The 15,747-nt window shown below is 42.9% G+C and carries 10 protein-coding genes and 1 tRNA gene; 1 reads left to right on the top strand and 10 read right to left on the bottom strand.

Annotated elements, in window-relative coordinates; genetic code table 11:
• Nucleotides 1–39: 39 nt before the first annotated feature.
• Both carB and H8Z82_RS02805 read right to left on the bottom strand, forming a co-directional pair.
• A complete protein-coding gene (gene carB / locus H8Z82_RS02810) occupies nucleotides 40–3,255 on the bottom strand; it encodes a carbamoyl-phosphate synthase large subunit (protein ID WP_186994157.1) in 3,216 nt (1,071 codons plus the stop codon).
• On the bottom strand, nucleotides 3,255–4,331 hold the full coding sequence (locus H8Z82_RS02805) for a carbamoyl phosphate synthase small subunit (protein ID WP_186994156.1): 1,077 nt from the start codon (nucleotides 4,329–4,331) through the stop codon (nucleotides 3,255–3,257). Before H8Z82_RS02805 ends, carB begins: the two co-directional genes overlap by 1 nt.
• A 402-nt stretch (nucleotides 4,332–4,733) precedes the next feature.
• On the opposite strand from H8Z82_RS02805, the gene H8Z82_RS02800 reads away from it, so the two are divergent.
• A tRNA-Leu gene (locus H8Z82_RS02800) sits at nucleotides 4,734–4,817 on the top strand.
• 189 nt (nucleotides 4,818–5,006) lie between these two features.
• Here H8Z82_RS02800 and H8Z82_RS02795 read toward each other — a convergent pair.
• From H8Z82_RS02795 to H8Z82_RS02760, 8 genes are all read right to left on the bottom strand, one after another.
• Nucleotides 5,007–6,146 (bottom strand): hypothetical protein, encoded by a 1,140-nt coding sequence (locus H8Z82_RS02795; protein ID WP_186994155.1) that lies wholly within the window; start codon nucleotides 6,144–6,146, stop codon nucleotides 5,007–5,009.
• A 54-nt stretch (nucleotides 6,147–6,200) separates the two neighbouring features.
• Nucleotides 6,201–7,685 carry a leucine-rich repeat domain-containing protein gene (locus H8Z82_RS02790; protein ID WP_186994154.1) on the bottom strand — a complete coding sequence of 495 codons (1,485 nt, stop codon included), beginning with the start codon at nucleotides 7,683–7,685 and terminating at the stop codon, nucleotides 6,201–6,203.
• Nucleotides 7,686–7,822: 137 nt separating this feature from the next.
• Entirely contained in the window at nucleotides 7,823–8,446 is a 624-nt protein-coding gene (locus tag H8Z82_RS02785) for a DUF7575 domain-containing protein (protein ID WP_186994153.1), read from the bottom strand.
• Nucleotides 8,447–8,509: 63 nt separating this feature from the next.
• A complete protein-coding gene (gene clpX / locus H8Z82_RS02780; RefSeq protein WP_019160753.1) occupies nucleotides 8,510–9,910 on the bottom strand; it encodes an ATP-dependent Clp protease ATP-binding subunit ClpX in 1,401 nt (466 codons plus the stop codon).
• Between the two features lie 411 nt (nucleotides 9,911–10,321).
• Nucleotides 10,322–11,740 (bottom strand): S1C family serine protease, encoded by a 1,419-nt coding sequence (locus tag H8Z82_RS02775; RefSeq protein ID WP_019160752.1) that lies wholly within the window; start codon nucleotides 11,738–11,740, stop codon nucleotides 10,322–10,324.
• A 146-nt stretch (nucleotides 11,741–11,886) separates the two neighbouring features.
• Nucleotides 11,887–12,810, bottom strand: coding sequence for a glycosyltransferase family 2 protein (locus H8Z82_RS02770; RefSeq protein WP_186994152.1), 924 nt, complete (start codon nucleotides 12,808–12,810; stop codon nucleotides 11,887–11,889).
• A gap of 75 nt (nucleotides 12,811–12,885) precedes the next feature.
• The gene (locus H8Z82_RS02765; RefSeq protein ID WP_019160750.1) at nucleotides 12,886–14,295 is read right to left on the bottom strand and encodes an LCP family glycopolymer transferase; all 1,410 of its coding nucleotides are present in this window, start codon (nucleotides 14,293–14,295) and stop codon (nucleotides 12,886–12,888) included.
• A 19-nt stretch (nucleotides 14,296–14,314) separates the two neighbouring features.
• A complete protein-coding gene (locus H8Z82_RS02760; RefSeq protein ID WP_019160749.1) occupies nucleotides 14,315–15,718 on the bottom strand; it encodes an undecaprenyl-phosphate glucose phosphotransferase in 1,404 nt (467 codons plus the stop codon).
• Nucleotides 15,719–15,747 lie beyond the last annotated feature (29 nt).

Raw genomic sequence — 15,747 nt, 5'->3', positions numbered from 1 at the left:
CCTCTCCCCTATGTGAAAAGCGGTCATTGTTTTTTCATATTATCTTCTTGCAATCGTAGCAATATCGATCAGAGATAATTTGTTCAGATCTGTATTCTCAAGGCTGGTTGCCAGTGCCTCTGCTGTATCCAGAGAAGTCAGGACATTCACACCTGTTTCGATCGCATTACGTCTGATCACAAATCCGTCTTTCTGATGCTCAACTCCCTGAGGCGGAGTATCAATAACAACATCAATCTTATGTCCAAGAATAAGATCCATAAGGTTTGGTGACGGCTGCTCCAGTTTATTGGTACGGATCACTTTAATTCCATTCTCTTTCAGAACTTTTGCAGTTCCCAGAGTTGCATAGATTCTGTAACCAAGGGCTTCAAATCTTCTTGCAATCGGAATAATATCTTCTTTATCCTCATCCTTTACAGTGATGATCATATTTTTGTGCTTCGGAAGGCGGATTCCTGCTCCCAGGAATGCTTTGTACAGTGCTTCATTAAAGCTTTCTGCAATACCAAGACATTCACCTGTGGATTTCATCTCCGGTCCAAGGCTGATATCAGCGCCACGAATCTTCTCAAAGGAGAATACCGGCATCTTAATTGCAAAATATTTTGCCTCCGGCTGAAGACCAGGCTCATATCCCATATCCTTCAGCTTATATCCCAAAATAACTCTGGTAGCAAGAGGAACGATCGGAATACCAGTTACCTTGCTGATGTATGGCACTGTACGGCTGGAACGAGGGTTAACCTCGATTACATACACTTCGTCACCACATACAATAAACTGGATATTGATCATACCGATTACGTGAAGAGCCTGTGCCAGACGATTGGTATAGTCTGCAATGGTTTCTTTTGCCTTTTCACTGATCGTCTGAGCCGGATATACGGAAATACTGTCTCCTGAGTGGATACCTGCACGTTCAATATGTTCCATGATACCAGGAATCAGGATCTGCTCACCATCGCATACAGCATCAACCTCAATTTCCTTACCCATCAGGTATTTATCCACCAGAATCGGATGCTCCTGCGCAATCTGATTGATAATTCCGATATATTCTTCTACATCCTCATCACTGACTGCAATTCTCATTCCCTGACCACCAAGTACATAAGAAGGACGAACCAGTACCGGATATCCCAGCTCACTGGCAGCTTTCTTAGCTTCCTCAGCAGTAAATACAGTGTGTCCCTTTGGTCTTGGGATCTGGCATTTTTCCAGGATCGCATCAAAGAGCTCGCGGTCTTCCGCAGCATCTACATTTTCTGCAGATGTTCCCAGAATCTTCACACCCATCTTAATCAGAGCTTCCGTCAGTTTAATGGCAGTCTGTCCACCAAACTGAACCACTGCTCCATCAGGCTTCTCAACATTTACTACATTCTCAACATCTTCCGGAGTCAGAGGCTCGAAATACAGCTTATCTGCAATATCAAAGTCAGTACTTACTGTCTCAGGGTTATTGTTGATGATAATTGTCTCATATCCTTCCTTGGCAAATGCCCATGTACAATGTACAGAGCAGAAGTCAAACTCAATACCCTGACCAATACGGATCGGACCGGAACCAAGTACCAGGATTTTTTTCTTATCCGGTGTTGCTGCAGCTTCGTTCTCTGTCTGCTCATCACCGTATACAGAATAATAATATGGTGTCTCTGCTGCAAACTCTGCTGCACAGGTATCAACCATCTTATAAGCTGCTTTAATTCCCCATTCCTGACGGAGTGCTTTTACCTCTGCCTCGGTCTTTCCGGCAAGGTCTGCAATGATATAATCAGGGAATTCCATACGTTTCGCTTCCAGAAGAAGCTCTTTTGTAAGCTCCTGGCTCTTCAGTGCCTGCTCCATCTCTACCAGGATCGCAATCTTATCAATAAACCACAGGTCAATCTTGGTAATATTATGCAGCTCTTCCTGAGGCATATTTCTGCGGATAGCCTCTGCAATCTTCCAGATTCTGCGGTCATCTACAACCTTCAACTCTGACAGCAGTTCATCATCTGTCAGCTCAGAGAAATCATAGGACATCAGGCTGTCCACATGCTGTTCCAGAGAACGGATTGCCTTCATCAAGGCACCTTCAAAGTTATGGCAGATACTCATAACCTCACCGGTAGCCTTCATCTGAGTGGTAAGAGTTCTCTTTGCTGTAATAAATTTATCAAAAGGAAGACGTGGAATCTTAACTACACAGTAGTCCAGCATCGGCTCAAAGCTTGCGTAGGTTTTGCCGGTAATGGCATTTGGAATCTCATCCAGAGTATATCCCAACGCAATCTTGGCAGCAACCTTGGCAATAGGATAACCGGTAGCTTTACTAGCCAGTGCAGAGGAACGGCTTACTCGGGGATTAACCTCAATTACACAATATTCAAAGCTTTCCGGATGAAGGGCATACTGTACATTACATCCACCTGTGATTCCCAGTTCTGTGATAATATTTAATGCAGATGTACGAAGCATCTGATACTCTTTATCTCCCAGAGTCTGAGAAGGTGCTACTACGATGGAGTCACCGGTATGCACACCTACAGGGTCAATATTTTCCATATTGCAGACTGTGATGCAGTTACCTGCACTGTCACGCATTACCTCATATTCAATTTCTTTCCATCCGGAAATACAACGCTCTACCAGAACCTCACCTACACGGGAAAGACGAAGTCCGTTTTCCAGGATTTCACGAAGCTCTGCTTCATTGTAGGCAATACCGCCACCGCTTCCGCCAAGTGTGTAGGCAGGGCGGAGAACTACAGGATAGCCGATGGAATTAGTGAAAGCCAGTCCATCTTCTACTGTGGTAACAACCTTGGAAGCAGCAACCGGTTCTCCGATCTTTTCCATAGTGTCCTTAAATTCCTGACGGTCCTCGGCCTTCTTAATAGTCTCAGCAGTGGTACCGATCAGTCTTACATTATGTTCTTTTAAGAAGCCTTTCTCATCCAGCTCCATGGCAAGATTCAGTCCTGCCTGTCCGCCCAGTGTAGGAAGTACACTGTCAGGCTTTTCCTTCAGGATCAGCTGCTCTACTACTTCTACTGTCAGAGGCTCAATATATACTCTGTCAGCAATATCCTTGTCTGTCATGATGGTGGCAGGGTTAGAGTTAAGAAGAACTACCTCCAGACCTTCTTCCTTCAGAGAACGGCAGGCCTGTGTTCCTGCATAGTCAAACTCTGCAGCCTGGCCGATGATAATCGGGCCGGAACCAATTACAAGTACTTTTTTAATGTCTTTATTTCTTGGCATTATTTATTTCCTCCCATCATATCCATAAATCTGTCAAACAGGTAGCTGGAATCCTGCGGACCCGGGCAGGCTTCCGGATGGAACTGCACTGTGAAAATGTTCTTTCCTTCATATGCCATTCCTTCATTGGTGCCATCATTAACATTGATAAATGCAGGCTTCGCAATATTTTTTGCCTCCAGGTCCTCAGCGTCTACTACATATCCGTGGTTCTGAGAGGAAATATAAACTCTTCCTGTTGTCAGATCCTTTACCGGATGATTTCCACCACGATGGCCATATTTCATCTTATGTGTATCTCCGCCTGTTGCCAGTGCCATCAGCTGATGTCCAAGGCAGATTGCAAAAATCGGAACCTCAGAATCATAAAGTTTCTTAATTTCCCCAATAATGGAAGTACATTCCTTAGGATCTCCAGGGCCGTTACTTAACATGATTCCGTCCGGTGAATCCTTTAAGATTTCCTCAGCCGGTGTAAGAGCCGGATAAATGGTTACCTGGCATCCTCTCTCATTTAAGGAACGTGCAATGTTTCTCTTTGCGCCCAGATCCAGCAGCGCTACTTTTGGACCATTACCTTTTAATACTTCCTTTTCACGGCAGGTTACCTTTTCAACTACCTTACCTGTTGTATATGCTTTTAACTGGGGAATAATTGTATTTAAGTCGTAATTCTCATTGACAGTGATCATGCCATTCATGGTACCTTTTTCTCTGAGGATCTTTGTCAATGCTCTGGTATCAATTCCGGCAATACCTGGAATATCATGTTTACTTAAGAAATGCTGAATGGTATCCACACTACGGAAGTTGCTGGGGATACGGGATAATTCACGGACAATAAAACCATCAACCCATGGTTTTCTGGATTCCTGGTCATCATAGCAGATACCGTAATTTCCAATTAATGGATATGTCATACATACTGCCTGTCCTGCATAGGAAGGGTCTGTCATTACTTCCAGATATCCGGTCATGGAAGTATTAAAAACGATCTCGCTGATCACGTCTCTCGTGGAACCAATACTTGTACCAGTAAAAACATGGCCATCTTCTAATATCAGAAATGCTTTCATACAATCTCCCTTTCTTATCAATCTATTTTACTGAATGGTTACAAACTGATGTAACCCTAAATCTTCAAGATTGTATCACAAGAAAGTGGTTTTTTCAACCTCCTATGACATAAAATTTTCTTTTTTCGCCAAAAACTTTCCCTGAACAAAATGAAGACCAGTCAAATGTCTCTTGTCTCTGACATTATATTTTCATCTTATCATGCCAGACATATTTTTTCTATACTGATATTTACAATAAACAAAATATATTTATTCTATGTGAATTATTTTGTTTATTGTAGATTTTTTTCGTATTCAAAAAAAAATTAAAAAAATTTAAAATTTATGCTTGACTTTTATGTATATATCGGTTATTATAAATGAGCAGTCGCAAGTGAGCGATTGATTCATAAGAGAAATGCAGAAGTGGCGGAATTGGCAGACGCGCAGGCTTCAGGTGCCTGTGGTAGCAATATCGTGTGGGTTCAAGTCCCATCTTCTGCATTATTTTTTTGTCTTTTTTAACCAACCTTATCATAACCACCAAAAGGGAAGGCACGATTTATCAGAATTCGAAATAAATCATGCCTTCCCTTTTATTTTCTTTTTTATTTCCAAAGCAATCAACCGTATGTATTGCCTCTGACTGTTTTATCGTTACTGTCCACTCTGTTCTCAGTAACGTTTTATCCGTTACTGCACCTGACGCATAATATAGTTATATATCTTTATGCAGGTCTCTCTGTCATAGTGCGTTCCATCAACAGTCTTATACCCCTCCTGTGTCAGCCAGGAATACAGATCTATAAAATCAGCTCCTGCAATCTGCGCTTTCATTTTTTTATTAAATGCTTTGATTGTCTTATTGTCCGCATATTCATCCGGTTTTTCCACAGGTCCTACTGCCAGGATATGTACCTGAACTCCTTTTTGCTTCCACTGGGGAATCTTCTCATTAAGCAGACTGATATAATTATCAATATTATCCAGGTCATTCACTCCCAGCCAGAAAAACAGATCCTCATTCCCCTGAATCTGTTCATCCACTGCTTTTACAGCAGTATCACGAAGCCATACATATCCCATACTCCCTTTACAAATCCATGCAACTTTATCGTCTCCTGTGAACTCCCGAAGCTCTTCAGTCCGGGAATCTCCCAGAATGATCACTGGTTTCGGTGCAGGCCTGCATGCCTTAACAGGCTCACTATAGCCTGAATAAACCACTGCATTAGGATTTCTGCAATATGCACGGACACGATAATAATAATCCTGTCCTTCCTTCAAAGTATTATCCCTGAAAGAAAGTACCGTATTTCCAGATGCAACTCCTACCCTTATATATTTCCCCTGCTCAGAATCAGCACGAAAAATCTGATATCCGTCTGCCGACGAAATCCTATTCCAGGTAATCAATGCCTCTGTATCGCTGCTCCTTTTTACCTGGCTGACCGCAGGACTGGAAGGAGCAGTCTTGATTGTCAATACTTTTGACATTTTACTGTATATCACTTTTCCGTTCTTCTTTGTATAGGAACGGATTTTATATTTATATACCTTATTCTGCGAACCTTTTAGGATCAGCTGATTCTTTCCTGCAGGATAATTTCCCAGACTACGATATTTTTTATATAATTTGTAATATAAAAATATCTGACATCCGGAGGAACCCTTTGCCTTATTCCACTGCAGAGTTACTGTATCCCCCTTTACCGTTCCCTTCAATACAGGAACTGCCGGTTGAGCCTGGGCAGCTATAACACCTACAGTTCCTGACTGCAATATGAGAAGTATTGCAGTCAGAAATATTACCTTTTTCAGTATTTTCCTCAAGCAGCCTTCCTCCTTTCGGAAGCATCCTCACAGTGAGTTCCTGTCAGCCATTCATTATTTAACTTTTACAGCCTTCACTCCGCTCCAGGAAGTATATACCTTCTTGCCATTTACTACTTTATACGCTCTGGCTCTGAAATAATATGTTTTCTTACTTCCAAGACCAGTTTTTGTTACGCTCAAAGATTTTGTACCTTTTGTAACTGCAGAGTTGATTTTATTTTTGGAAGCTCCGCAGTATACCTGATATCCGTCAGCTCCCTTTACCGCTGCCCATTTAACAGTTGCAGTTTTTGCCTTGGATGATTTCACTGAAATAGCCGGTCTGGAGGCTGCTGCCCTGGCTTTAACCTCTGCAGTTCCTGTCCATGGCTGTTCTACCTTATTCTTATCCTGCACCATAACAGTAGCAGTCAGTCTGTATGTATAAGTTGTTCCCGGAGTAACATTGCTGTCTGTGTAGCTGTCTCCAAATTCCGGATCATCCAGATCTCCTTTTCCCCAGGTTTTAATAGTCTGATAAGCCCCGTTTCCTGCCTTTCTCTCCAGTTTATAGCTTGCTTCCTGAGAAGTAGAACCAATATTCAGGCTGATTTCATCCCAGGAAGCAGAAGCAGAAACTTTTGCCTTTACCATTTTTACCTTACCACGCACTGCTGAATCACAACTAAATCTTTGAGGCTCGCGAACCCATTCAGGTGTAAAGTCAACAGATGAGGTCTGGCTGAGAGAATTTCCTTCAATGTACAGAGCAGCTACCTGATATCCGTCATTACCACCGGAAAGCTTTGTAATTTTGTTATTTGCCAGATTCAGGCTCAGTCCTGCAAAACCGGAGCAGTTAAAAGATGTAAGAGCATTATAGCTTACATCAATCTCTGTAAGGCTCTTCAGATAATCACTGGAAATGTTAGAAAGCCCCAGATTTGCCTGAGATGTAAAATTATTGTGGCTGGCATTGATATAATCCAGTTTTTTCAGATATTTAATGTTCGGCATTGCGATTTTAGTCAGCTTATTATTTGAGCAAAGAACAGCTACCATTCCTGTACAGCGGCTAAGATTCAATGTTCCCTTTAAAGCATTATCGCTTACATTAATGCTTGTCAGTTTCGTATTCTTTGTCAGATTCACAGATGTAAGCTTATTATTTGATGCATCCAGAGTAGTAAGGGAAGTAAAATACTCGATTCCCTTCAGATTGGAAATCCCAAGACCGGACACATTCAATGTCTGCACTGCCTTGATCTCTGCATCTGAAAGCTTCTTATCCTTATTGGTATCCAGATGTTCCAGCACATAGCTGTAAAACTTTTTATCCGGAAAATTGGTAGTATTCACTGCAATTGCGGAAGCAGCCTCTGCAGCATCAGAACTAAACTCCTCACTTTCCTCTGCTACCGGAGTCTCATCCTCGCTTACAGATGTCTCAACAGCTGAATCACTGAAGTCAGCCGCACTGACCCCTATTCCTGATGTCAGTACCGTTGCACTGATCACGCTTGCCATTAATAACTGGTATAATTTTCTGTTTTTCATCTTATTCTCTCCTGTCTTTTCAGAATTATTGTTTTTTCACAGCTGTGTGCCGGACCGTTACATTTATCGCAGTTACAATCCGTCTCTGATACGATATAACCTTATCACTTTTCTCTGCCTATTGCAACATTTTTTTATTATACTTCTGTTTCCTCCACAGCTTCCTCTGTTTTTTCCTCCACAGGCTGTTCCTTCTGGAATTCTGCATTTTCCGGTTCCTCCGGCTCCTCTGCTTTTGCACTCCCCTGGGCAGCTTCTGTTTCTGCTTCCGCCTCTGCAGGCTCACCTTTCTCATCTGTCTCCTCTTCGGATGCTTCCACAGGCTCTTCCACAAACTCTTCCACAGGATCCTCTACAGATTCTGTAGGTTCCGGTGTTGGACAGGGTGTTCCACAATATGGACAAAAGCTTACAGAAAGGTCTACTTCCCTCTCACAGGAAGGACATATTTTCTTTCCTCTGAGATTAGCCGCACTGTCCTTAAACTCTCTAATCTTCAGAAAATGCTGATCAATTTCCTGGCAGATTACACTGAGTTCACCGTCAATGCCTTCTCCTTCCGCATGTCTCTTGTAGATGATGTCTCCCAGATCTGCTTTCAATCTTTCGATTGTCCGCTCTTCACCGGAAATTTTCCCGCGGATTTTCTGAGTCTCAATCGTCTGCTCTGCGCGGGCTCCCAGCTCTTTTGTTGTTTTTCCAAGCTCCTTTGTTGTTTTTGAAAATGTTTTTACGATACCGTCAAAAAAATCTGTTCCCATAATACCGGCTCCTTTCTAAATTATAAAATGTATGGTTTTCCTAACTGTTCTGCATTTTTATAGTTATCGTTTTTCAATCCGCTCCTGCCCTCTGAGCTGAATCTTCGGTCCTCCATTGCCTTCAATATATTCCCTTGTGATCACAACCTCTCCGATATTGTCGTCTTTGGGAATCTCATACATAATATCCAGCATATATTCCTCCAGGATCGCGCGCAGGGCTCTGGCTCCTGTATCCTTTTCCAGTGCCTTCGCAGCTATGGCATGAAGGGCTCCTTCCTCGAATTCCAGTTTTACCTCGTCCAATGCCAGAAGCTTCTGATACTGTTTCAATATTGCGTTCTTTGGCTCCTTCAATATCTTGACCAGCATATCCTCAGACAGTCCGTCCAAAGTAAAGATGATCGGCAGACGTCCTATAAACTCAGGAATCATTCCGAAGCTTCGGATATCCTCCACTGTAACCTTCTGCAGAAGGTGGGGATCATGATCATATTTATCCTTCAGATCTGCATAAAATCCAATAGATGCCTGTTTGTTCAGCCTCTCTTTAATAATATTCTCCAGATCCGGAAAAGCTCCCCCACAGATAAAAAGAATATTTCTGGTATTTACCGTCACAAGAGGCACCATGGCATTCTTGCTGTTGGCACCAACCGGAACCTCCACTTCACTGCCCTCCAGAAGCTTCAGCATTCCCTGCTGTACCGCTTCTCCACTGACATCACGCTGATTGGTATTTTTTTTCTTGGCAATCTTATCAATTTCATCAATAAAAATAATTCCATGCTCTGCCCTTTCCACATCATTATCTGCAGCAGCCAGAAGCTTGGATACTACACTCTCTATATCATCTCCGATATAGCCAGCCTCTGTAAGAGAAGTTGCATCAGCAATGGCAAGAGGTACGTCCAGAAGCTTTGCAAGGGTTTTTACCAGATAAGTCTTTCCGCATCCGGTAGGTCCGATCATAAGCATATTGGATTTCTCAATTTCAATCTCATCCATGGTATCTGTAGCTACTCTTTTATAATGATTGTAAACAGCTACAGACATTACTTTCTTGGCTTTCTCCTGTCCTATCACATACTGATCCAGTGTTTCTTTGATCTTATGCGGTGCAGGAATATTTTTCAGATCCAGAACCGGTTTTTCTGCCTTTTCTTCCTTCTTTTTTTTATGGATCTTTTTAGGCTGCTGTCCGGGATTCTGAAAACTGCTCAGATCGATCATACTCACATTCGGCATATTCATCAGATCCGCATAATTAAATTTTCCATCATTAAACTGCTGGTTCATGGAATTAAAACTTTTCTGCATACAATCTGTACAGATATGTATATTATTCGGCAGTTCGATCATAGGTCCGGCTTTGCTCTCCGGTCTGCGGCAGAGAAAACAGAATTTCTCCTGTTTTTTCTCTTCCTGATCTATCACTTCGTCATCATTATAGTTATCAGCCATACTGACTCCCTTCCTCTCAACATTTCTATAAAATTTCTTCCGTAACTGTTCCATATCTCCCATAAACAGCAGATTGCTTAACAGTTACTCTCAATTATATGATATCAGGGTCAAAAGGTCAAAAAGTCGTTCGTGCTTGCACGATAAGACTTTTGAACTTGGGACCCGCCAAACATGAGAAAGTAGCGATTTACGTAGTAAATCAGCGGATTTCGAATGTTTGAGAATTGCGGGAGCTGCTTTGCAGCGGAGCAATTCGTAGATATCAAGTTAGGGGCAAAATGCCTTTTGACCCTAACATCATTATATAGAATTATATCATATTCCCCGCATATCTCAAAATTAAAGTTTTATAAAATCAAAAGAGATACCACATTTCTCTGCAGTATCCCTTTCTTCCTTATAAGCAGATCAGCTGTTTTCTGATCTGGATCCTAAAGTAATCTCAACTGTACTCTCCTGGTATTCTCCGTCAGTAGCTCTGGCCACCACTGCTTCTATCTTCTCGCCAGATTTATAATACTGGAGTTTTTTCAAAAGATCATCCCCGCTAGTCACACTCTGTCCGTCAAATTTCACAATGATATCTCCCTTGCAGATACCACCTTTCTCGGCCGGGGATTTCTCCTCAACGCCTCTGACAAAAGCTCCCTCCGGCATATCATACATCTGTATAGCCTCTGTAGTAAGATTGGAAAGAACCACCCCCAGATAGCCTTTCTCTTCATTGGAAACTTTCTCCCTGGTCTGACGGTTCATCAACTCCTCAAGAATAGGCTTTGCCCGGGAAATGGGAATTGCATATCCCATTCCTTCCACTGTACTGTCTGCATATTTAGCAGAATTAATACCAATCAGCTCTCCCTTCATATTCAGAAGTGCCCCACCGCTGTTGCCGGGATTAATGGCTGCATCTGTCTGAATCAGTCCGGAACTGCTTGTACCGTCCTCTGTGGAAATCGTTCTGTTTAACGCACTGATCCATCCGGAGGTCACTGACTGTCCATATCCCAGCGCATTACCAATTGCAACTACCTGCTGACCTACCACCAGATCCTCTGAGCTTCCAATCTGCGCAATCTTGATCTCACTCAACGTATCCTCAGGAATATCAGCCTTCTGTACAGCGATCACAGCCAGATCATTGTCGGAATCTGTACCCTTGATCCTGGCACTGACTGCATCCTCCAGATTCAGGTCACCGGTATCATCGGCATTCTCAGTCTCCGTTTCCGCATTCACAACATCATTTCCCATAAAACATACACTTAAAGTAGATGCTCCGTCTACCACGTGATTATTGGTAGCGATCAAAAGTTCCTCATCATTATCTCCTACGATAATCCCAGAACCGGTAGCTGCACTTTTATACTGACGCGAACCATAACCAAAGAAACTTGGTATTTCCTGTACGCTTACTGTAGTAATAGCCACTACCGAAGGCATAGATGCCTGGGCTACTGAAGCCACAGTTCCATTCCCAGACTCTGCAGCTGCCCCCATATCTCCGTCAGATCCATCATCTGTCGCAGTTACAGCCACACTCTGGGTTGTTTCAAGATGTGTACTTTTTTCATCAGTTTTCAGATATTTACCTGCCACAAAGCTTACCGATAGAAAAACGGCAGAAGCTACCAGCCCGAAAAGCACTGCCAGAGCCACTGTCGTCCCTGCTTTTTTTCCAAAAGAATCTGTTTCTTTTTTATTCCGGACAGGCGGCACCCTGTCAGGCACAATTCCTGTCTCCTCATGAAACTGATAATGTTCATATCTTGGAGCCTGCTCCCCGGATGTCTGTTGATCTTCCCTCCGGTCTTCTTCATTATACATATTATCACCTGCTCCCTTCGCACCCGTTTATTCTGATATCAGCAGATTGAAATTCCTGTCCTGATATCCTGTTCTCTTGGAAACAGTATAGCAATGAATTGTGTTCAAAATGTGACAATAATCGTAAAATGACGTGAAGGAAAACCTTAGCCTTTTTTCCAGTAATAGGGGTTCATTGTACATGCAAGCACGATTTTTTCCGGAAGCTTATGGTATCTTTTTCCAAGAAAATATCCTGCATATTTAGCCCCACTCTGCAGGATCAGCTGAGGGATCAGCCACACATGTCCGGTTTTTACCAGATATGCCATACTTCTTTTTACCAGGCGTAATCCCTCTCCCTCAGAAGGCACATCTGCAAAAATTTCCGAATGTTCTGCCTGTGAAACACCCAGGTCAAAATTACGGTGAAACTGCTGGACACAGGAATAATTGTGGGAATGATAAACCCGGGCATCTGCTGCATAAGCAATAGAGTACCCCTTCTTTACCATATTCCCTGCACAGATCATATCCTCATTAAAAATAGCTCTGTTTACAAAGCCTCCCACATCCTGATAACTCTCTCTTTTATATGCCGCGCATACATTCGAGCAGAAATACGTCTTTATCCCATATTGTTTCACATCAGATAAGGTTTTTACCGATGAATGTTCCGGATAATTAAAAGAGCGGGTGTAACGTTCCAGAAAACCACAGTCCGATTTGGGAAGCTGTCTGGCATAGGCCGCTCCTATTTTCTCATTCTGGTCCAGAGCTTTCAGCAGATTCCCAATCAGCTTATGATCCGCCGGAAGAGCATCCTGTGTCATAAACACCATAACCCGGGCATCTGACAGCTCTGCTGCCCGTCTTCTTGTACCGCCATGATCAAAATCCTTCTGCTCCAGGTGGTGTACTTCCACCAGCTTACAATTCTCCCATTCCCGGTTCCAGTACTGCTCTCCTGTATTCATGACTACAATTCTGTCCGGAGGACATTCCTGCCTCTCCAGTCTTGTCAGCAATTCCGTAAATTCTTTTCCCGGACGGTATGTGGGAATAATCACATCCACATTTCTGTTTTTCATATTTATCTCCGCTTTTTTTATTTGCAAAGGACCATCCTGTCGTTCGGATGGTCCTTTGTGTTCAGCATAATTCCATTATTCTTCGTTGTCATAGTTCCCGGATTCAGCAGCTCCGTCAGAAAATCCACCGTCATCTCCGCCACCATTATCATAATCTGTGCCGCCGCCATTATCGTAATCCGAACCGTCGCCGTTATCGTAATCCGAACCGCCGCCATTATCGTAATCCGAACCGCCGCCATTGTCATAGTCTGTGCCGCCACCATTATCATAATCTGTGCCACCGCCATTGTCATAATCTGTGCTTCCGCTATTACTATCATAATAACCATTATCTGTGGAAGAACTATTTCCAGACCATACAAATGTATTATCGTCAGTATTAGCTGCATCATCCTGTGTTGTGGATGCTGCCGCTTCATCCAGTTTTCCTTCTCCACCTACAATCTCCAGAATCTTATTGCTTTTTTCAAGAACCTCCGAGGACGGTGTATAATTCTGGTCATTATACAGGAATTTGTGAAGTTCTGTTACATTGCTTGCCAAATCAGTAGGAACAATGATGCTTCCCTTAATATTTGAGAATTTGTACTTCGCCGGAAATCCGGTGCTGTCAGAAAAATCATATCCAATTACTGTTGGGATCAGACCAAGAATATCCTGCTTGGAAAGAGAGGTCTGTACCATGGGGAACACATCATCCATAATCTTAAAAATAGAGGATAATCCTGCTATCTTCGCCTTATCAAAGAGCATTCCCAAAACTTTTCGCTGCCTTTCTGTTCGTCCCATATCCATGCTTGCAGTATAGCGGATACGGCAGTAAGAGGTAACCTGCACACCATTCAGGTGATAGGTGTCTACGATTGCTTCCAGATCCTCTGGCTCTGTCTCTGGCTTTTCCACCGGAGTATAGCTCTTACCTGTCAGCTTGGATGTCTCCTGACAATAGTTATTCATATGCACGATTTCAGCATAGGAAAGAGGAATGTCCAGTCCTCCCAGATCATCCACAACCTCTGCCAGTGCGGAAAAATCCGCTGTGGCATAATCAGAAATATCCAGATCCAGATTAGTATTCAGCATGGCAATCGCCTGTTCCGGCCCTCCATAGGCATAGGCGGCATTTGCTTTTGTATAGGTTCCGTTTCCGATATCCAGAAATGTATCTCTGTAAACAGAGACCATACGTACCTCACCGGTATCATTGTTTACACTTACAATGATCATGGTATCACTATTCTGTGCAGACAGATTAGATCCCTCACCACGGGTATCAATTCCAAACAATACATAGGTTTTGTACCCGGTCATCTTCGGTGCTTCCGGATTCACCGGAATCGTCTCACGCTTCAGCTCCGGCTGCTGGATCTTATCCAGTCTGGAAGAAATCTGTCCGTAGACATACAGTCCGCCAATAAACAGCAGAAGCACAACAATTTCAAGCACAAACAGTATCTTTTTCTTTTTTCCTGGTTTAGCCATACTCTTCTTTCCCCTTATCTTAATATGCATTCTTATTTACAAATCCCTTAAAAAAGGTAAGAAAAATAATCTTTATATCAAAGCCTATACTCCAGTTCTCAATATAATAAAGATCGCATTCTATCCTCTTTCTGATGGATGTATCTCCACGATAGCCCTTTACCTGTGCCCATCCGGTAAGCCCCGGACGAACCTGATGTTTTACCATATACCTAGGGATTTCTTCTCTGAATTTCTCTACAAAAAACGGTCTCTCAGGTCTGGGACCTACCAGACTCATATCGCCCTTTAAAATATTGAAAAGCTGCGGAAGCTCATCAATACTGGTATGCCGCATAAACTTACCGATCCCAGTCACACGCGGATCATTCTTTACCGTCCACGCCTTTTTCTCCTCAGACTCAGGCTGTACTTCCATAGAACGGAATTTATACATCCGGAAATTCTGATTGTGAAGTCCCACCCTCTCCTGCTTGTAGATCAGAGGACCCGGAGAGGTCAGCTTGATCAACAGACACATCAGAAGCATGATCGGGGATGTGACAATAATCCCTGCAATAGAACCCACAATATCCATAGCACGTTTCACCATCGCATTAAATGTATTGTTCAACGGCACATAACGAATATTAATCACCGGAAGTCCCAGTATGTCCTCAGTATAGGGCTTTGTAGGAATAATCTTATTATAATCCGGGATAAATTTTGTGTGTACTCCTGACTTTTCACACAATGCTACAATTTCCTCAAGTCGATAGTATTCACTCAGCCCCAATGTAATGGCGATTTCATCCAGACGGTTCTCCGGCAGGATCACATTCAGATTTGCGATTCTCCCCAGCACCTTAATCCCCCGGTAGGCAGTCCCTGCCGGAACATTATCATCCAGAATTCCCCGGATCACATAACCCCACTGCGGATTGGCCAGTACACGGTCAATATATTCTTCGGCAGCCCTGCTGTATCCTACACAGATCATCTGTGTCTGGTTCATTCCCTTTTCACGCATATCTCTGAGAAGAGCAAAGATTAGCATACGGGTTCCCCACTGAAGGACAATATTGATCAGATAAAACATAATATATGTGGATCGGGAAAAATCTCCCTCATCAATCATATAAAATGTAAACATAAGAATCAAAAGTCCCAGGGAATTGGCCTTCACAATATTTGCCAAAACCAACCTGCGTCCCTGCATCCGCATAGGCGTATACAGGGTAAAGGCCTGATACAAAAGCAGATAAACCGGTATGATAAAGATAAGCATCAGCATATACTGCTGAAAACTCCTTGTCCTTACCGCAGTTGCCGACATAGGACCCACAAAACGTATCAGCCATGCCAGAAAATATGAAAGCGCAAGCACAACGGCATCTATAAGCATATGGAGACGACTAAAATTCTTTTCATTGTCCTTTAACAATTCTTTGTCACCTCATTTTTATTGCCTGT

The organism is Blautia difficilis (genome assembly GCF_014297245.1).
GTDB lineage: Bacteria > Bacillota > Clostridia > Lachnospirales > Lachnospiraceae > Blautia_A > Blautia_A difficilis.
This window is presented reverse-complemented; position numbering and strand designations above follow the sequence as displayed.